The organism is Klebsiella sp. CB_Kp196 (assembly GCF_040061575.1).
GTDB lineage: Bacteria > Pseudomonadota > Gammaproteobacteria > Enterobacterales > Enterobacteriaceae > Klebsiella > Klebsiella michiganensis.
The window spans coordinates 1-18,362 of sequence record NZ_JBEAFH010000009.1 but is presented as its reverse complement, the minus strand read 5'-3'; the positions used below and the strand labels follow the sequence as shown (position 1 = coordinate 18,362).

Here is an 18,362-nt window from a genome sequence, read left to right as displayed (position 1 = left end):
TGCGCTGACCGGGCTACGGGTTCCCCGCCGTCTGCGGGCCGGTAGCCCGGACAGGCGCAGCGCGCCGCCTCCGGGACAGCCTGAATAGACAGCCGCCAAATATTAGTCGGTAATTTTAAACGTCAGCGCGTAAGCGCTGGTTTTCCTTTCATCGCGCGCGCCGCCCATCTGATAAACCCGCACCGTATATTTACCGCTGCTCATCAGACGTTGCTCAAAGGTATCACCGCTCAGAGAACCGTTAAAAATCGAATTATTATCAGGAGCGATAACATTGAAATAAGGATGCGGCCGCTGGCTGTTCATATTGATATGCATCATCTGGCCGGCTTTCGCCTCCAGCGTATAGTCGTTAACACCGTCACCGGTCACGGTGCTTTTTATTATCGTGCCGTTGCTGCCTTTATCAAAATGAACGGTATGGTTGTTGATATTATCACTTGCCATTGATAACACTGACGTAAATAAATAACTTGCACAGATCACGCCACCAACAATTAATTTTATTTTTTTCATTTAATTAACACCTTATGTTTTTTATGCGCGCTGTTATAGCACATAAGGTGTCCGGAGTAAGCTGATTCGCAATTATTACTCGTCGGAATTAAACACGTCGAAATAAAGGCCCCCCGGTTCAGGGAAACGAGGGGACCTGGTTTTAGCGGGATTTACTTCTGCGGACGCATTGCCGGGAACAGAATCACGTCGCGAATGGTATGGCTGTTGGTAAACAGCATCACCATGCGGTCGATACCGATGCCCAGACCGGCCGTCGGCGGCAGGCCATACTCCAGCGCGGTGACGTAGTCTTCGTCGTAGAACATCGCTTCATCATCCCCCGCCGCTTTGGCGTTGACCTGATCCTGGAAACGCTGGGCCTGGTCTTCCGCGTCGTTCAGCTCGCTAAAGCCGTTGCCGATTTCACGCCCGCCGATAAAGAACTCGAAGCGATCGGTGATTTCCGGGTTCACGTCGTTACGGCGCGCCAGCGGCGAAACCTCCGCCGGATACTCGGTGATAAAGGTTGGCTGGATCAGATGGGCTTCCGCCACTTCGTCGAAAATCTCGGTGACGATACGCCCCAGCCCCCAGCTCTTCTCAACGTGAATACCGATGGATTCCGCCAGCGCTTTTGCCGCCTCGAAGTTATCCAGATCCGCCATCTCGGTTTCCGGACGGTATTTCTTGATCGCTTCACGCATGGTCAGTTTTTCAAACGGCTTGCCGAAGTCGAACACCTGGTCGCCGTACGGGACTTCGGTTTTCCCCAGCACGGTCTGCGCCAGCGTGCGGAACAGAGATTCGGTCAGTTCGATCAGATCTTTGTAATCCGCATACGCCATATAGAGTTCCATCATGGTGAACTCAGGGTTGTGGCGCACGGAGATGCCTTCGTTACGGAAGTTACGGTTGATTTCGAACACCCGTTCGAAGCCGCCGACCACCAGCCGTTTCAGATACAGCTCCGGCGCGATGCGCAGATACATATCCAGATCGAGCGCATTGTGATGGGTGATAAACGGACGCGCGGAGGCGCCGCCGGGGATCACCTGCATCATCGGAGTCTCGACTTCCATAAAGCCGCGCGCGACCATGAACTGACGCATGGTGGCGAGGATCTGCGAACGCACCTTGAAGGTGTGGCGCGACTCTTCGTTGGAGATCAGATCCAGATAGCGCTGACGATAGCGCGCCTCCTGATCCTGCAGGCCGTGAAACTTGTCCGGCAGCGGGCGCAATGCCTTGGTCAGCAGGCGCAGCTCGGTGCAGTGAATGGAGAGTTCGCCGGTCTGGGTTTTAAACAGCTTACCGCGGGCGGCGATGATGTCGCCAAGATCCCATTTCTTAAACTGTTCGTTGTAGACGCCTTCCGCCAGATCGTCGCGCGCGACGTACAGCTGAATGCGGCCGCCGACGTCCTGTAAGGTGACGAAAGAGGCTTTCCCCATAATCCGGCGGGTCATCATGCGGCCAGCCACGGCGACCTCGACGTTCAGAGAGGTGAGCTCGTCGTTTTCCTTACCATCAAATTCCGCATGGAGCTGGTCAGAAGTGTGGTCACGGCGAAAATCGTTCGGGAACGCCACGCCCTGCTCACGCAGCGCGGCCAGTTTTTCACGACGGGTTTTCAGTTCATTATTAAGGTCAATTGCCTCATCGGCACCTTGTGCTTGTTGTTCAGACATGTTGGTTCCTCATAACCCTGCTTGCAAACTTGCTTCGATAATTGAACCAGGTCACTCTCCAGCGCGGCCTGTTCCGGCGTCGACGCCAAAGAACAATCTTAAGGAGCCTGGCTTCAATTCCGGCTGATTTCGCTCAGCCATCGCTTCAGTAACAGTTTTTTATCTTCGGCTTCCGCGCCTGCCAGAATATCCTCCTCCTGTTCAGTAAACGGTGCAAGGAGCGGCTTGTCGCTCCACTGTTGGGGTTACCGATCCCCGGCTCGCGGCGTCAACGCCTTAGCCGGGCTACCAGGCAGCACGATTTTGTAGCCCCGGTAAGCCGGACCTGTCGCCAGACGAGGCTAGGCGCCGCCGCCGGGAAGTTCACCGGCGGCCGCGCGGCGTTTGCCGACGCTAAACGCGGCGGCGAAGGCGACGACGACAATCACCGCCACGCAGCCCAGCGTCCATTCGCCCATCTGGGCAAAGAAGTGCTGATACGCGGCAATCGCCGTATCGCTGATCTGCGACTCGGTGGTCTGCTGCGCCACCACTCCCGCCAGCCAGTTGGCTACCGCGCCGGTCGCCAGCATATAAATCCCGGTCAGCACCCCAGTGACGCCGGGCATATTGAGGCGGGTGATCTGCGCCATCGCTACCGGGTCGATAAACAGTTCGGCAAAGCCCATCAGCGCCAGGCCGGCCACCATCATGCCCATTGATGCCTGCCCTTCCGCCGCGCCGTGGCGCGCATTAAGCGCCAGCAGCATAAAGCCGCAGCCCATCAGCACCAGGCCAAAGGCGAACTTCAGCCACACGCGCAGCGCCGAGCGGGTCGCGCCTTCCGGCCGCATCAGCCACGCCAGCACGACGCCAGCCGCCATCACCGCCACGGCGTTAACCGACTGGAACAGCGCGGTCGGCACCTCAATATTCAGCAGATGACGGTTAACAAAGTGGTCGATGAACAGGCTGATCGAACTCCCGCCCTGCTGCGCCAGAACCCAGAACAGAGTCCCGGTCAGCATCAGCAGAACGATTTGCCACAGCGCGCGGCGATGCTCCGGCGATTTGACCATAATGCGCGCCACCATCTGGGCGGCGAACACGCACACGATCGCCAGCAGATAGCCGGACCAGTTATTCTCCAGCAGCAGCGTGAAAAACACCGGCGCAACGCAGAGCATCACCACCAGCCAGCCCCAGGTCGGCAGCACAAACTTTACCGCCCGCAGCGCCTGTTTATCGACGCCGCGCGCGTGGCGGAAGTAGCGGCTACCGCTGAGGAAAATCATCAGGCCGACAAACATGCCGATTCCCGCCAGCGCAAAGCCGATATGCCAGCCGTACCACTGCGCCGCCAGCCCACAGGCGATAGGCGCGGCGATGGAGCCGACGTTACCGGCGGCGTACAGCAGCGAAAAACCGCCGTCGCGGCGAGGGTCGTCAACGGCATAGAGCTCGCCCAGCAGGCAGCTGATGTTGGATTTGAACAGGCCGTAGCCGCAGATAATGATCGCCAGCGCGAGGTACAGGCTCCAGGTGGAATCGGATTCCACGCCCAGCACCACGTGGCCAAGCGTCATTAACAGCGCGCCGGCAATCACCGCCGTGCGGTTGCCGAGCAGGCGGTCGGCAAGCCAGCCGCCGAGAATAGGAGTGACGTACACGAGGGAAGCGTAAGCGCTGAACAGGCTGATAGCGTGGCTGTCATCAAAGCCGAGCTGATGGGTGAGGTAGAGGATGAGTAAGGCACGCATGCCGTAAAAGCTGAAATATTCCCAGATTTGGATCGCAACGATGTAATAAATCGCGCGCGGCTGTGAGGGTGTTTTCATGTGTTCTCCTTGCAGCGTGAAAAAGGGAAGTGGCAAGCCACTTCCCTGTTGTGCATCGATTATTTGTTATTTTCTTCTTTCAGCACTTTAACGGTGTAACGACCATCCGCCTGACGATAGGCGCCGTGGATATCGGTTTCGAAGCCCGGATAGTGGGCGCCGATTTCGCAGAGCATCTGCAGGAATTCCAGCACCGGACGGCTCTCTTCGGTGATCATTTCACCCGGCATGACCAGCGGCACTCCCGGAGGATACGGCAGGATCATATTGGCGTTGACGCGGCCCACCATCTCTTCGAGATACACCTCTTCGGTCTGACCGTGCAGCTCTTTCTGGAACGCGGCGTACGGCGTGATCATCATGGTCGGCAGCACTTCGAACGCGCGGAACATCAGGTCCGGCAGGTTGTGGTGCTCAATCAGTTTGTGAATGTTCTGCGCCAGTTCCTGAACGCGCATGTTTTCGTAGAATTCCGGATCTTCACGATACAGCGACGGCAGCATGTTTTTCACCCGCAGGTTCAGGTCGAACGCGCGTTTGAAATCGGTCAGCGCACGCAGCAGGCTCAGCGCTTTGGTTTTGTCGATACCGATACTGAACAGGAACAGCAGGTTGTACGGACCGGTTTTTTCGACCACGATACCGTGCTCGTCGAGATACTTCGCCACGATGCTCGCCGGAATACCGAACTCATCCATGGTGCCGTCTTTCTTCATCCCCGGAGTCAGCAGCGTGACTTTAATCGGGTCGAGATACATGTGCTCGTTATCGATGTTTTTGAAACCGTGCCACGCGCTGTCGGAGCGCAGCGGCCAGCATTCAGGACCATCGATATGTTCCGGCTGCCAGACGTCGAAGAACCAGCCGTCGGACTCGCCTTTCAGACGTTTAATCTCTTTACGGAACTTGATTGAACGTTCGATAGAGCCGTCAATCAGGCGCTTACCGGCGTTGCCTTTCATCATCGCCGCCGCGGTTTCCGTCGAGGCCACCACGCCGTAATGCGGAGAAGTGGTGGTGTGCATCATGTAGGCTTCGTTAAAGGTTTCTTCGTTCACGTCGCCTTTAACGTGAATCATCGAGGCCTGAGAGAACGCCGCCAGCAGTTTGTGCGTGGACTGGGTTTCGTAAATCACTTTCCCTTCGACGCGGCCGCCGCTCATCCCGCATTTGCCTTCATAAATCGGCGAGAAGTTGGTGTAAGGCACCCACGCGGAGTCAAAGTGGATGGATTTCACATCCAGGGTTTTCTTGATGTAGTCCGTGTTGTACAGCAGACCGTCATAGGTGGAGTTGGTGATAACCGCGTGCACCGGCCAGGTCGCGTTCGGGGTTTCTTTCACGCGCTTCGCGATGGTCGCATGCTGGAATTCGCTCTGCGGGATACCGCCGAGGATACCGTAGGCGTTGCGGGTCGGGCGGAAGTAGATTGGCGTAATGTCGCTCATCATCATCAGATGGGTCAGCGATTTATGGCAGTTACGGTCAATCAGCACGGTGCTACCGGCCGGGGCGGAATACATGCCGACAATTTTGTTGGCGGTAGAGGTCCCGTTGGTCACCATGTAGCTGCGTTCCGCGTTGAAGACGCGGGCGATGTACTCTTCCGCTTCTTTGTGCGGGCCGCTGTGGTCCAGCAGAGAACCGAGTTCAGAAACCGAAATCGAGATATCGGATTTCATGGTATTGGAACCAAAGAAATCGTAGAAGATGCTGCCGACCGGGCTTTTCTGGAACGCGGTACCGCCCATATGGCCTGGGGTACAGAAGGTGTATTTGCCTTCACGCACGTATTTAAACAGCGCTTTGGTCAGCGGCGGCAGAATGGTGTCGATATACTCGTCGGTATTCTGTTTGATTTTGTTGGCAATATCTTCCGCTGCGCCCAGCGCATATTCGAAGAAGCGAACCTGCATCCGCAGATCGTTGAGGCTCACGTCCAGCGTTGAGTAAGTGTTCGCAAAGGCGTACAGCGGCATGTATTCGTTCATTTTGCTGATGTCTTCGCACAGTTCGAGATTGTATTTATCCCAGTCGAAGATCACGCCGCACAGACGCGCATTGTTTTCGATAAGTTTTAATAAGTCTTCACGGTCGTTCGGGTAGACAATACGGAAGTCCAGGCGTTCGAGGGCGCGATGCAGTTCACGGATGGGTTCTTCTTTGAAGTAGACACCCATGTGATTCATGATTGCGATAACGTTCATAGTCAAATCTCCAGATAAAGAAAGCCCCTCCCGCCACGTCGTGACAGGTGATGGAAGGAGCCTCAGGAATAGGGTTGCTGATTAATGCGCGCTGGCGGTGCTGCTATCAGCGGAGTTGTCGTTGTTCTGGCGCTGGTGCATTTTGCGACCGTAGAACATCAGGATAATCAGGCTGACGATAAAGGTACCGGCCAGTTCGAAGGAGCTTGCCCCCATCAGGGCGATGAAGCAGAACGCGCAGCCGAGTACGGAGCAAATCAGGCTGACGAAGTTGCGTACATTGATGCCTTCGAAGCGAATCAGGTCAACGCAGGAGTAGAAGTAAGGCAGCATGGTCAGCAGTACCGCGATACCGGTCAGCTCACCGAACAGGTCAGACGCTTTGCCGCCGGTAGAGTTCATCAGGGTAATCAGCACCATCAGCGCGGTCATTTTCACCGCGGCCAGCAGCAGGCCTTTTTTCGGAATACCGTTGCTGTCGAGTTCGCCATACACTTTCGGGAAGTTACCGTCATTGGCGGCACGTACGCCGGCCTGACCCACCAGCATCATCCACGAACCCAGCGAAGTCAGGCAGGCAAAGGCGGTGAAGGCGGAAACCATCGGCGCAGCCCAGCCGCCGAGAATGGTGGAGGCGCTCACTGCAAACGGCGCACCGGATGCGGCCATCTGAGAGGCAGGATACATACCCGCAATCACCTGGGTCGCGGCGATGTAGACGATACCGGCCATCGCGGTGCCCAGCATGGTAGCCAGCGGCACGGTGCGTTTCGGGTTTTTCACCATCCCGGTACTCACGGCGGCAGATTCTACCCCGACAAAGGCCCACAGGCAGAGCAGGATACTTTTGATTACCGCGTGGCTGTCAGTGGTGCTGGAAGTGTTCCAGTTTGCCTGATAGGTTGCGGCATCAAACCAGTGCCAGCCGACCACCGCGGTCATGACCACCGGAATAAGTACCAGTACCAGGCCAATTGTTGTCAGGCGGCTCACCCAGGTCCCGCCGAGCATATTCACGAAGGTGAATATCCATACGATGGCGATACAGGCAATACCTGCCGGCACCGGGTTATTTAAAATTGGGAAGAATGTTGATAAATAAGAGACGGCGGTAATACCGATTGCCAGGTTACCGATCCAGTTGGCGTGATAATAAAGCACGCCGGTCTGGAAACCGAACGCTGGGGATATTTCACCGGCATAGGCAATTGGGCCACCCTGCTGCGGATTCTTGGTCGCCAGCCGGGCATAAACATAAGCCAGAGACATCGCGCCAATAATAGAAATCACCCAACCCCAGATGGCAATACCACCGATGCTAGCGAGGTTTGCAGGTAATAATGCAATACCGCTCCCCATCATATTACCGGCGACTACGCCGGTACAGGCAAATAGCCCGATCTTCTTGGCAGAACTCATGTTTGCTTTTCTCCTAAGTTTATTTGGGAGGTACAGATCATGATGATGAACCTTTTATTGACCCGACCAACTGCCAACAAGATTACGGATTAGTACGAGATAAGTCCTAAAGATAAAGTGAAATAACTGCAAACATCAGACAAATGATATTTTGACCTTTTTCGCGCAACATATCAGGATGACATATTGATATCAGGAAAAGGTAAATTCAGATATTTTTCATTGGGTTATGAGGTCAACTTCGTGTTGAAAAAGTGTTGCGTGCGGGACCAGATTGGTTATAAAACATAACAACCTTGTGGCTCATGAGAAACATAATTTTAACCTCACCACGACCAAAACCATGACCATGATGAGGGTTTACTTATTCTGAAGCGAGGAAGTTATCGAGATACGGAACCACGCGGGTCACGGAGGTCTGGAATACGGCGTTTTCAATCCAGTAAAATGTATTCTCACCCGGGCGTAAATTAAACGCCGTCAGGTAGGCATCGGCAGCTTCCCGATTCTGCCCTTTCATTTCGTAGACTTTGCCCAGCAGCACGTAATTCATCCACGACATTTCCAGATCAATCCCGGCATTAATCGCGTCATAGGCTTCATCCACTTTTCCTTTGCCCAGCATATCCACCGTTTTAATCTGATAAAATATTGCCATATCTTTAATCCCCGGCATATTACCCACCCGGGTTATTTCGCTGTACAGATCGGCGAGCTGTTTCTCATCCAGCGGCTGCTGAGAATGGCGCAATACGTCAACCAGCGCCTTTTCCGCCCACGCATAGGTAAAGTCCGGCGACTGCTTATTCACGTCGGCAAGCAGGCTACTGGCTTTGCCCAGCGAATCAACGTCTCCGTTCATTAATAGCTGATGCGCCTGATAGAAATGGGTAAGCGCGATACTTTGCGACGGCTGATACTGCTTTAACATCTCCTGCATCCGCGCCGGCCACGGCTGCTTCAGCGCCTCAGAGAGGCTGCTCAGCAGGTCGTTCTGAATCGAAAGCTGATTGTCGCTGGTGACAAAGTAACGCTTATCCATCATGGTCGAGCCGTCGGCGTTATCCACCACCTTAACCGACATGAAGCACTGCTGTGCGCGATAGTGCCGCTGGTTGACGAACTCAATGGTCAGGGTTTTACCGGAACTGCTCGGCTCATTGATGTTGTAGTTGGTTTTGTCGTGCACCATAAAGGTGGAGAAGGTGTTCAGCGAGGTGGTAATCAGGCTCCCCAGACCGATGGCAAAGGAGTGCTGCGATGACCAGTTGTTGCAGGTGTTGCCGCTGAGCAGGTGAATATCGACATCACGCGGGTTAAGCAGCAGCCGGGTTTTCGTGACCGGCGGGCGCGACTGCAGGGTTGACAGGGCCACCAGCGCCACGCAGCTCGCGAGGGCCAGCAGGAACAGACCCCAGACGATAATCGTGGTCAGCCGCTTGCGTTTTTCCGGCTTCGCCACCGCTGTGCTGTCTGGCGCAGCCGCATCGGGCTGTGGGGAGGTCAACGGCGCGTCAAACCCGACCGTCTGCGTTTCTGCGGGGATAACCGGCGTCGGCTCCTCCCCCTCTTCGGTACACCAGATCACCGGCACCGTCAGCTTATAGCCGCGTTTGGGTACGGTAGCGATATATTCAAGGCTGCCATCGTCGCCATCTTTCAGCGACTTACGTAGCTCGGAAACGCTTTGCGTGACGACGTGGCTGGTGACAACGTTGCGGGTCCAGACATTATCGATGAGCTCATCCCGACTGAGTACTTCGCCGGGATGACGGGCAAAGAAAACCAGAAGATCGATTAAGCGCGGTTCGAGAGTTAGCTGACGCCCCTTGCGGCTAATTTGGTTAACAGAGGGAGTAACCAGCCATTCTCCAACGCGAACAACAGGTTGTTGCATAAAAAAGAGCCCCAGGACGAAAAGGGAAAGGCGCGATGATACCACATTTACCCTACCTATTAATGGTAGGGGTCATGACCATGAACGCAATATATTCCTCTTCGTTTTTGATGACTGGCAAACTTTCATTTGCTAAAGGCGTCTTTTGCCTGAGGGCGATGTTCCCTGGGGCGACGAAAGCGCGCCATTTTTAGCCCTATTTTCCCCGAATGTGTGACCTGAGCAAAGCTTAGGCGCGACAATCGTCGCCCATCCGTGGGGATATGCTATTTTTAGCTCGCCCGACAGAGATCGGACCGCCGAACAGATGGCCGAAAACAGTGCCTCACCCGCAGCGTAAGGAATGTCGACGATGAACTACAAATTAGATAAGCAAATTGTGCACAATGACGTGTTAAGAAATAGCTTCATTGACCTGGCGATTAAAACCTTCGATCTCTCCTTTAAAGAGTGGTACCGCAAAGGGTACTGGACCGACGCCTATATTCCCTACGCCCTGGTGAGCAACAATAAAGTGATTGCTAACGCCTCCGCCAATATTATCGATCTGATCTGGCAGGGCGAACCCCGCCGCTATATTCAAATCGGCACCGTGATGACCGATATCGATCATCGTGATAAGGGCCTGGCCGGGCAGCTCGTCAGGGAGATTCTGACGGACTGGCAGGATAAGGCCGACGCCTTTTTCCTGTTTGCTAACCCGACAACCGTTGATTTTTATCCGAAATTTGGCTTCGAGCGCACCGCCGAACATCAATATATTATGCCGGTAGTACCGGCAGCGGGCGACTTCCGCAAGCTCGATATGGACCAGCCGGAAGAGGTTGCGCGATTACAGCGGTACTATCAAAAATCGAATCCGTTTTCACAGCTGCGGGTACAGGATAACTTCGGTTTATTGATGTTCTACTGCTCCGCCTTTATGAAGCACTTCGTCTATTATTCCGACAAAAACCAGGCCATCGCGATTGCGATGCAAAACGGTCCGGCGCTGATCTGTTTTGATATTTTCTGCGACAGCGGACGCTCCCTGTCGGCCATTATTAACGAGCTCGCCGATGAAAATACGTACCAGGCTATCCTCGGCTTTACCCCCAAAGAGAATCGGACCGGCGAGTATGAGAAAATCGAAGGCGAAGATATTCTGTTTATCTACGGACAAAAAGAAAATATCTTCAAAGAGAATAAGCTGATGTTCCCGCTTTTATCCCACGCCTGAGGCTGCGCTTAACGCGTCTACGGCCCGCGACCGGGCCTTATTGCGCCAATAACCACTGTTCAAACGCCTGTAGCGCCGATTCGTTGACGCCGTTTTCCAGCGGCCTCACCAGGCAAAAGCGCTTGCTCAGGCTGCGGGCCTGCGGCCAGGGCGCAGCCAGCGTCCCGTTTTCGAGCGCTTTTTCAACGTACACGTGCGGTACCAGCGCAACGCCCTGCCCGGCCAGCGCGGCGGCTATCGCCATCTCATGCAGATCGTAGCGCACGCCCCGCGCCGGATTATCCAGCGCGATCCCGCACTCTTCAGCATAGCGCTGCCAGGCGTCAGGATTCTGCCGTCGATGAATACGCGGCAGCGCGTTCAGCTGGCTGGCGAGATCTTCTCTCGTAAGTAGCCCGGCGTGGCATACCGGCACCAGTCTCTCTTCAAACAGAAACCGCAAGCGCATTCCTGCCCATGCGGGATGCTCGAAATGAACCGCCGCGTCAAAACCGCTGCCGGTGAGGATAAACGGGTCGGTTCTGACCGCGATATTCAGCGTGATATCCGGATTCCGGCGCTGAAAATCCCCCAGTCGGGGAATGAGCCAGCGGCTGGCAAAGGTCGGCGGCGCGGCGATTTCCAGGCTTCGGCTGCCGTCCGCAGCCCCCATCAGATACTGCGTATCTCGCTCAAGACGCTCCAGCGTCTCGCGGACATGGTGCGCATAGCGCGCGCCGTTGGGGTTCAGCCGCACCCGGCTTCCCGTCCGCTCAAACAGCTTGCAGTTTAACAGCGATTCCAGGCGGGCGATTTGCCGGCTGATCGCGCCTTCGGTAAGCGACAGCTCTTCCGCCGCGCGGGCAAAGTTACCGTGCCTGGCGGCAGCCTCAAAGGCCTGCAGCGAGGTACTGCTGGGGAGTTTTTTTCGCACGAACGCCGCCTCTGCTGAAGGTTTATCAATGACGAAATGTCATTGAGTGGTGAAATAATATCGTTTTATAGCGCTTAGTGCCCAACGTAGCATGATCAAACGTCAATAACATCATTCCATCATGCAGAGGGCAGCCCGTGTTATATATCGTTGAGTGCAGCTACGCCGACCCGCAAAGCGAAGCCGGCTGGAACAGGTTTTACAGCGAGGACAAGCTGCCTGCGCTGGTGTCCGTCAGCGGATTCCGCGCCTCGCAGCGCTTCAGGGCGCTCTCCTCCGGCTGCCCGGTCTATCTTGCTATTCATACCATCGAGCATGGCGATACGCTCGCCAGTGAAGCGTATCGCCAGAAAGGCGGCGGCAGCTTTTCCCGCTGGCAGGCGCATATTCGCGACTGGCGGCGAAACCTGTATCGCTACGGCGGCGTCTTTCCTGCCGTCGCTGAGGGGGATGTTTTGCTACTGAGCCCCGAGCCGCTGGACGTTGTTGAGTCGGAACTGGGATATCCGCCGACAAAACTTTCGGCCGCCGGGCTGGATAACAACCCGCCGCAGCGCGTGGCGTACATTCTGCCGCGCCGGGAAGCCATGCTGCTGGCGGGACGGGAAAACGTCTCGATGTATGAGCCCATGGCCGGTCAGTTGCAAAGCCCGACTGAAATACAGCCCCCATCACGCTAAGAGGTTGATATGCACAAACCCGCTTTTCTCTCCCGCCAGATTGGCGATTTTCAGGTGACGCTCCTCAGCGACGGCAGCATGGCCGCTGGCCTGGCGCTGCTGTCCGGTATTAATATCGACGATGCCGCAGACATTCAGCGCAGCGCGGGCGTCATTGACCCCGGCAATATCGACATTAGTGGCTATCTTATTCGCGGTCGGGGAAGAACGATTCTGGTCGACGCGGGTACGGGAGGCGGCGTGCTGGAAACCAGTCTGCGAGCGGCGGGGAGTGCGCCAGACGACGTGGATACTGTCCTGCTGACCCACGCTCACCCGGATCATATCGGCGGCCTGCTGGATGCCAACGGCGCGCCGCGCTATCGCCACGCCCGTCTTTATCTGCACCCTCTGGAAGCCGAGTACTGGCAGGACGACGCCATGCTAAACCGGGCCAATGCGCGGGGGCAGCGCAACTTCACGCTCGCCCGCCGCGCCCTGGACGCCTATTCCCGCAGCCTCGTTTTTCTGGATGAGCGCGAGGCCGTCGCGGGTATCCGCCCGCTATGGCTACCCGGGCACACGCCAGGCCATAGCGGGTTTCGCATCGACGCCGCGGCGCAAAGCCTGCTGATTTGGGGCGACATCGTCCATTTTCCGCATATTCAGACCGCACGACCCGCCGCCGCCGTTGCTTTTGATTGCGATCCCGCGCAGGCCAGAGCGACGCGGGAAGCGATCCTCGCCCAGGCCGTCAGCGAAAACCTGCTGATTGCCGGTATGCACCTTGGCGGGTCGGGATTTGCGCATATCGTACCGACCTCGCACGGCTATCGTATTCAATATTCCGCGCCGTAAAGAGAAAGCGGGCCGGAGGTTAACGCCCTGGCCGCCTTTTCTTATCCAACAACGCTTTATTTTTCACCTGCTGAAAGATTGAACTGACTCGCGTTTATTTTTTGCCATAAATATAAAATGTCATTTTATTTTAAATGAATATGCATTTTGTTTTTTACAAGCAATATGACATTAAGGGAAATTTATGCGCAATACCTTTGGACCTTCACGCAGTATGCTGGCGCTGGCTATCGCGCTGGCTGGCCTCGCGGGCGGCTGTAATGATAGCGGCGCCCCACGCGACAATCAGCAGGATGCGCCCGCCTCCGCGCCGCAGAATGTCTTCGTTCCCGCGCTTTCTGCCGATGAAAATAGCCTGGTGCTGGTTTGGGAAAAGCCGGAATCAGAGACGCAGCAGGTGGTGGACTACGCGATTTACCGTCAGGGCGAGCGGCTGGGTCTGGCGCGCGAAAATCAAAACCATTTTTCACCGGCCAAACCCTATATTGATAACTTCTATCAGCGGATTGCCAGCGACGGCTGGCAGCAGCCAATCGACTTGCGTACCTTTACGGTCACCCACCTGGAGCCGGATACGGAATACGCATTTACGGTGCGTGCGGTCTACGCCAATGGCAAAGAGTCGCCGGATAGCGCGGTGATTAAAGCGCGGACCAGCAAAACGCCGCACATCATCGAAGCCAGAACCTTTGGTGCGAAGGGTGACGGCACAACGCTGAATACCCAGGCGCTGCAGCAGGCGATCGATAGCTGTACGGTCTCGTACTATCCTCAGGGCTGCAAGGTGGTGATTTCCGACGGCGAATTCAAAACCGGCGCGCTGTTTCTGCACAGCGATATGACCCTGGAGATTGCCGCTGGCGCCACCCTGCTGGGTTCGGACGATCCGGCCCAGTATCCGCTGGAAAAAGGCTATTACCTCTATCCCTACAGCGATCATCCGCAGCCCCGCCGCCCGCCGTCATTAATTAACGTGCTGGAAGCGGACGATAAGGGCGAGTCTCCGGCCGGAACGTTTCGCAATATTCGCATCGTCGGTCAAGGCACGATTGACGGCAACGGCTGGACCCGGGGCGTCAAAAGCGGCGGCGAGGCCACCATCATCGACGAAATGGGGAACGCGCTGCCGCAATACCGGGCCAGCAGTGCGGCAAAAGTCAGCGCGGACGGCATTCTGGCAAAGCATCAGACCGAAGCGGCTATTGCGGAAGGCATCGAAAGCAATAGCGCCTATAAAAATCGCCGCTCCAGCCTGATGACCCTGCGCGGTGTGCAGAACCTCTATCTTGCCGGGCTGACAATCCGCAACCCCGCGTTCCACGGGGTAATGGCGCTGGAGTCAAAAAATATCACCCTGAATGGCCTGGTCCACCAGACCTTTGACGGCAATAACGCCGACGGCGTCGAGTTCGGCAATAGCCAGAATGCGCTGGTCTTCAATAACTTCTTCGATACCGGAGATGATTGCGTCAATTTCGCCGCCGGGTTTGGTAAAGGCGCGGAAACTTTTCATCAACAGCCGCAAAGCGGGGCGTGGATCTTTAATAACTATTTCCGCAAAGGCCACGGCGCCGTGGTGACCGGTAGCCATACCGGCGCGTGGATCGAAAAAGTTCGCGCCGAGGATAACGTCATGTATATGACCGATGTCGGCCTGCGCATGAAAAGCCGCCCTTACTACGGCGGCGGCGTAAGGGATGTGCTGTTTCGCCATAATGCGATGAAAGATATCGCCAAAGAGCCGTTCGTTTTTACTATCAAATACAGCGCCGACGTGAATGATACGACCCCTGCCGACGAGCCCGCTCAGTTCCGCGACGTTCAGGTGCAGGACGTCACCGTCGATGGTACTTCGGCTAAGCACAGCATCCTGATTGACGGCATGACGGTAGCCGAAATGGCAGAATCATTTGGGCTGACCTATTCTCGCGATGCCTATCACCAGAATCTGCGTTTTTCCAACGTCAGCTTCCGTAACACCAAAGCGACCAGTATCTCCTTCCTGCACGACAGTCAGTTTGATGAGGTGACGTTCGCCAATACGCCGCAGGCCTGGGCTTTTTTCGCCGTCAATGACGTGACGCTCGCTGACAGCCTGCATCAGCAGAGCATCACCCGCGGAGAAAAGGACAAACTTATCCTTGAGGGGGCAATGAAGTAATGGCGTTCCCGGCGGCGTAAGGCGCCGGGTTTAACCGAACTTACCCCTGATTTAAACGGCGTTTCCCTATGCTTTCTTGTGATAAACGCGGCGCTCAAATTCAATTTCATTATCCTTCCGACAAGCCGCTCGCGAGTACGTTTTTCCGGGATGGTTGATTCAATACATTACGTAAGGTGTAAGTATTTTCCTCCAACATAAATAATAGAGCGAAGTATCGCTTTTAAGCGCCAGTGCCTTTCTTCACCTTAAGCATATAGTCAGCCAGCGCAACGGACTCTGAAGATTGGCTGTTGATTAACCCCTGCAGCGTTCCTCGCTGATCGGCCTGAGAACGATGCTGCCCCAGCTTTTCTTTGGCCTGAAATTCCTCAATTTCAATTTTGAATCCAATAATATTTTTTAATTTTTCTTCAATAAATGCCTTTGGCATAACGTCTTTCTGCGCCTGAAGGGTTGGTTCATGTTTATGAACTAAAGAGTCCATCATCGTGCGCAATTCATCAACGGGAACAAGGCTTACCGTGCCATAACAGTGAATGGCGGTATAGTTCCATGTTGGCACCGCGGGAGAAGTTTGATACCAGGTTGGGGAAATGTAACTATGGGGCCCTTGAAATATAGCGAGAACCCTCTTTCCGTCAAAGTCTTTCCATAGAGGATTCGCACGGGCCATATGAGAAAGAAGAATTCCCTGCGATGAAGAACTACGATCGAGGATAAAAGGAAAATGGCTGGCGTTGAGGGTGGGTGAAACGACTAATCCAAAGCTATAAGTGTCAATAAAATCAAAAATATGCTTTTTATTTGATAGCTTCATTGCATCAGGTGTATACATTTTTTACCTCATCATGTTGACCCGCCAGGTAGTTTCTTTGAAAAAGATAACGACCCCTTTTTATTAAGCAATGATTTAGTGTATCAAAGCGTTGGCGCCAGGGAACGTCATCCACTTCGCTTCCCCTTATTGCACTGGTTAGTAATATTTTTTGTTGTTTTTATCGTTTTAGTTAGAATTGTATAAAGTTTTTATATTTTTTTAATGATATTAATTATCAACACCTTTTTAACCAATTGAATATAATGATCTTACATAGATATACACATTCTGTGTTCGTATTATCTACATATTGATCTCTTGCCAGACTATTGTGTTTTTTTGATCTACCGGGAAAGCATCGAAATGGTACGCCGTTATGCCCAGCTGGCGCCTAACCATTTAACGGAACACGCAAGGCAAATTGACTCGATTTTTGCAGAAGATGTCCCAAATGTGTTCCATGAGAAAACATCAGCGAGAGGATGAAGTTGATAACTTATTGATTTTAAATGGTACGCCCTACAGGGTTCGAACCTGTGACCTACGGCTTAGAAGGGCGAAAATCCTTGATTTCTTTCGATTACCATCAATTTCATTAAATTTCATTTCGTTGTTTATAAAAGAGTTTATAGTGTTGAATGATTTCATCCAGTCTCTTATCATTTCACCACAACTTGACCCGTAACCTGACCTTAAAACTATGGCTAGCACTCTTTTAACAGACAGCAAAATCAGGGGCCTGAAGCCTAAAAATTCAGCCTATGCAAGCAGCCGCAACCCGCGGCACTGGCAGACTCGGTGTAAAGACTTACCCATCAGGAAGAAAAACATTCGTCTATCGGTATTTCGTCAGCGGAAAAGAGAAGTTTATCGGTCTGGGCGACTTCCCTGCCCTTACCCTTTCCGATGCAACCGAGAAAGCCAGAACCGCTGCGGCCAGCATATCCGATCCAGCTAAAGCCCTGGTAGAACATGCATCACTTAAAAAGCTGTTTGATGATTATATTGCAGACCAAAAGGCCAGAGGCAAGCGATCTTACGACAAAACACAAAACCGAATTAATCAGGTTCTTGCAAGCCCGCATGTCACCCCAGAGATGCCAGCTAAAGATGTAACCCCGGACCATATTAAACGCATACTTTCAGAATTTATTGCGAGGGACGCGCGCGCCGGCGCAAACAAGGTACGCTCAAACCTTCACGCCATTTTTAACTTTGGCCTGTTTGCAGATAATGACCCAGCAAACATCGATAAAAAAACAGTTTATGGTCTGGATCGCAACCCTGTGGCAGCGGTCCCATCGCAGCGCGGAGCAGATAAAGCCCTTGACCGATTTTTATCATGGGATGAATTATTCACGCTGCTGGCCGTCCTTTCCCGCCCAGCAGAAACAATCCCAATGCATCCCGATTTCGTTCAGCTGCTGTTGTGTTGTTTGCACACAGCAGGGCAGCGCCCGTGGGAGCTCATGACAAACACGAAAGATAACTGGGATAAGAAAGAAAAAACGTTGACCGTGCCTCCGCACATATCGAAAACGGGTGATTATCATGTCATTCCGTTGAGTGATTCAGCGACGCAGATCCTGAAGGTGATGGAAAAACGCTATCCCAAATCGGAGTTTCTTTTCCCAGCAGAAACAGCCGAGGGGCACCTTTTATCCGCCGAGTTCAGCAAGCAATTACGTAAATTCTGCGAACGGGAACCATTTAATAAATTCACGCCGAGAGACGTTCGACGCACATTTAAAACGCTCGCCGGCGCGATGGGTGTAAGCACAGAAATGCGCGACAGGTTGCAGAACCATAAAAGAGCCGGAGTATCGGCCAAGCACTATGACCGATACGACTACATCAAGGAGAAACGAGAAATTATATCGCAATGGGAAGAAAAGTTACTTTCTCTCGGTTAATCAAACACCCCGCCCGATAGTGCTGGCGGGGAAATATTTATACATCGTTTTCACGCCAACGCCGATCACGTCCGCGACCTGCTGCCGGGTGGCGCCCTTATCCAGCATTCGCTCTGCCCGCTCGACAACCTCCAGGGTCATCACCCGCCGGCGCCCGCCGACACGCCCCTGCTCCCTTGCCGCTGCTAAACCGGCGCGGGTATCTGGAGCGCACCGAAGGGGTAAACACATTGCGGCCATCAATTTCCATGACAGCCGCAAGTTTGATTATCAGTTATTATCAATCCAGTACT

General features: G+C 54.1%; 13 protein-coding genes and 2 pseudogenes. 6 read left to right on the top strand and 9 right to left on the bottom strand.

All coding sequences use genetic code 11. The features are described from left to right. Positions 1-102 precede the first annotated feature (102 nt). The 6 genes from ABLU87_RS04195 to cadC all read right to left on the bottom strand — a co-directional run bounded on the left by ABLU87_RS04195 (position 103) and on the right by cadC (position 9,526). On the bottom strand, positions 103-516 hold the full coding sequence (locus ABLU87_RS04195; RefSeq protein ID WP_014228246.1) for a hypothetical protein: 414 nt from the start codon (positions 514-516) through the stop codon (positions 103-105). Positions 517-668: 152 nt separating this feature from the next. Further along, complete coding sequence (lysS, locus tag ABLU87_RS04190; RefSeq protein WP_004848495.1) at positions 669-2,186, bottom strand: lysine--tRNA ligase; 1,518 nt, start codon at positions 2,184-2,186, stop codon at positions 669-671. A gap of 341 nt (positions 2,187-2,527) precedes the next feature. Continuing rightward, the gene (gene dtpD, locus ABLU87_RS04185; RefSeq protein ID WP_025107112.1) at positions 2,528-4,003 is read right to left on the bottom strand and encodes a dipeptide permease DtpD; all 1,476 of its coding nucleotides are present in this window, start codon (positions 4,001-4,003) and stop codon (positions 2,528-2,530) included. Between the two features lie 59 nt (positions 4,004-4,062). After that, a complete protein-coding gene (cadA, locus tag ABLU87_RS04180) occupies positions 4,063-6,210 on the bottom strand; it encodes a lysine decarboxylase CadA (protein WP_009652676.1) in 2,148 nt (715 codons plus the stop codon). A gap of 81 nt (positions 6,211-6,291) precedes the next feature. Beyond that, on the bottom strand, positions 6,292-7,629 hold the full coding sequence (cadB, locus tag ABLU87_RS04175) for a cadaverine/lysine antiporter (RefSeq protein WP_004848490.1): 1,338 nt from the start codon (positions 7,627-7,629) through the stop codon (positions 6,292-6,294). A 364-nt stretch (positions 7,630-7,993) separates the two neighbouring features. Then, entirely contained in the window at positions 7,994-9,526 is a 1,533-nt protein-coding gene (gene cadC / locus ABLU87_RS04170) for a lysine decarboxylation/transport transcriptional activator CadC (protein WP_213811267.1), read from the bottom strand. Positions 9,527-9,878: 352 nt separating this feature from the next. On the opposite strand from cadC, the gene ABLU87_RS04165 reads away from it, so the two are divergent. Then, entirely contained in the window at positions 9,879-10,745 is an 867-nt protein-coding gene (locus tag ABLU87_RS04165) for a GNAT family N-acetyltransferase (RefSeq protein ID WP_025107114.1), read from the top strand. A gap of 37 nt (positions 10,746-10,782) precedes the next feature. Here the strand turns inward: ABLU87_RS04165 and ABLU87_RS04160 are convergent, their stop codons facing one another. Next, positions 10,783-11,658: a LysR substrate-binding domain-containing protein gene (locus ABLU87_RS04160; RefSeq protein ID WP_122117607.1), complete on the bottom strand. Its 876-nt coding sequence runs from the start codon at positions 11,656-11,658 to the stop codon at positions 10,783-10,785. 137 nt (positions 11,659-11,795) lie between these two features. Between ABLU87_RS04160 and ABLU87_RS04155 the strand changes: the two genes are divergently transcribed. The 3 genes from ABLU87_RS04155 (at position 11,796) to ABLU87_RS04145 (ending at position 15,336) form a co-directional block, all read left to right on the top strand. Further along, positions 11,796-12,338 (top strand): sugar ABC transporter, encoded by a 543-nt coding sequence (locus ABLU87_RS04155; RefSeq protein WP_122117608.1) that lies wholly within the window; start codon positions 11,796-11,798, stop codon positions 12,336-12,338. 9 nt (positions 12,339-12,347) lie between these two features. Then, positions 12,348-13,175 (top strand): MBL fold metallo-hydrolase, encoded by an 828-nt coding sequence (locus tag ABLU87_RS04150; protein WP_122117609.1) that lies wholly within the window; start codon positions 12,348-12,350, stop codon positions 13,173-13,175. Positions 13,176-13,359: 184 nt separating this feature from the next. Next, complete coding sequence (locus tag ABLU87_RS04145; RefSeq protein WP_025107118.1) at positions 13,360-15,336, top strand: glycoside hydrolase family 28 protein; 1,977 nt, start codon at positions 13,360-13,362, stop codon at positions 15,334-15,336. A 223-nt stretch (positions 15,337-15,559) separates the two neighbouring features. Here ABLU87_RS04145 and ABLU87_RS04140 read toward each other — a convergent pair whose 3' ends face one another. Beyond that, on the bottom strand, positions 15,560-16,174 hold the full coding sequence (locus ABLU87_RS04140; RefSeq protein ID WP_122117610.1) for an FMN-binding negative transcriptional regulator: 615 nt from the start codon (positions 16,172-16,174) through the stop codon (positions 15,560-15,562). Between the two features lie 333 nt (positions 16,175-16,507). On the opposite strand from ABLU87_RS04140, the pseudogene ABLU87_RS04135 reads away from it, so the two are divergent. After that, positions 16,508-16,642 (top strand): annotated as a pseudogene (locus tag ABLU87_RS04135) (integrase); the annotation flags it as partial. Between the two features lie 275 nt (positions 16,643-16,917). Beyond that, complete coding sequence (locus ABLU87_RS04130; protein WP_348866080.1) at positions 16,918-18,069, top strand: site-specific integrase; 1,152 nt, start codon at positions 16,918-16,920, stop codon at positions 18,067-18,069. Here the strand turns inward: ABLU87_RS04130 and ABLU87_RS04125 are convergent. Continuing rightward, a pseudogene (locus ABLU87_RS04125) lies at positions 18,070-18,270 on the bottom strand (helix-turn-helix domain-containing protein); the annotation flags it as partial. Positions 18,271-18,362: the final 92 nt, after the last annotated feature.

What these genes read in the sequence shown, in the direction of transcription:
- ABLU87_RS04195 (WP_014228246.1), bottom strand. Translation starts at nt 516, where the DNA reads ATGAAAAAAATAAAATTAATTGTTGGTGGCGTGATCTGTGCAAGTTAT.
- lysS (WP_004848495.1), bottom strand. Translation starts at nt 2,186, where the DNA reads ATGTCTGAACAACAAGCACAAGGTGCCGATGAGGCAATTGACCTTAAT.
- dtpD (WP_025107112.1), bottom strand. Translation starts at nt 4,003, where the DNA reads ATGAAAACACCCTCACAGCCGCGCGCGATTTATTACATCGTTGCGATC.
- cadA (WP_009652676.1), bottom strand. Translation starts at nt 6,210, where the DNA reads ATGAACGTTATCGCAATCATGAATCACATGGGTGTCTACTTCAAAGAA.
- cadB (WP_004848490.1), bottom strand. Translation starts at nt 7,629, where the DNA reads ATGAGTTCTGCCAAGAAGATCGGGCTATTTGCCTGTACCGGCGTAGTC.
- cadC (WP_213811267.1), bottom strand. Translation starts at nt 9,526, where the DNA reads ATGCAACAACCTGTTGTTCGCGTTGGAGAATGGCTGGTTACTCCCTCT.
- ABLU87_RS04165 (WP_025107114.1), top strand. Translation starts at nt 9,879, where the DNA reads ATGAACTACAAATTAGATAAGCAAATTGTGCACAATGACGTGTTAAGA.
- ABLU87_RS04150 (WP_122117609.1), top strand. Translation starts at nt 12,348, where the DNA reads ATGCACAAACCCGCTTTTCTCTCCCGCCAGATTGGCGATTTTCAGGTG.
- ABLU87_RS04145 (WP_025107118.1), top strand. Translation starts at nt 13,360, where the DNA reads ATGCGCAATACCTTTGGACCTTCACGCAGTATGCTGGCGCTGGCTATC.
- ABLU87_RS04140 (WP_122117610.1), bottom strand. Translation starts at nt 16,174, where the DNA reads ATGTATACACCTGATGCAATGAAGCTATCAAATAAAAAGCATATTTTT.
- ABLU87_RS04130 (WP_348866080.1), top strand. Translation starts at nt 16,918, where the DNA reads ATGCAAGCAGCCGCAACCCGCGGCACTGGCAGACTCGGTGTAAAGACT.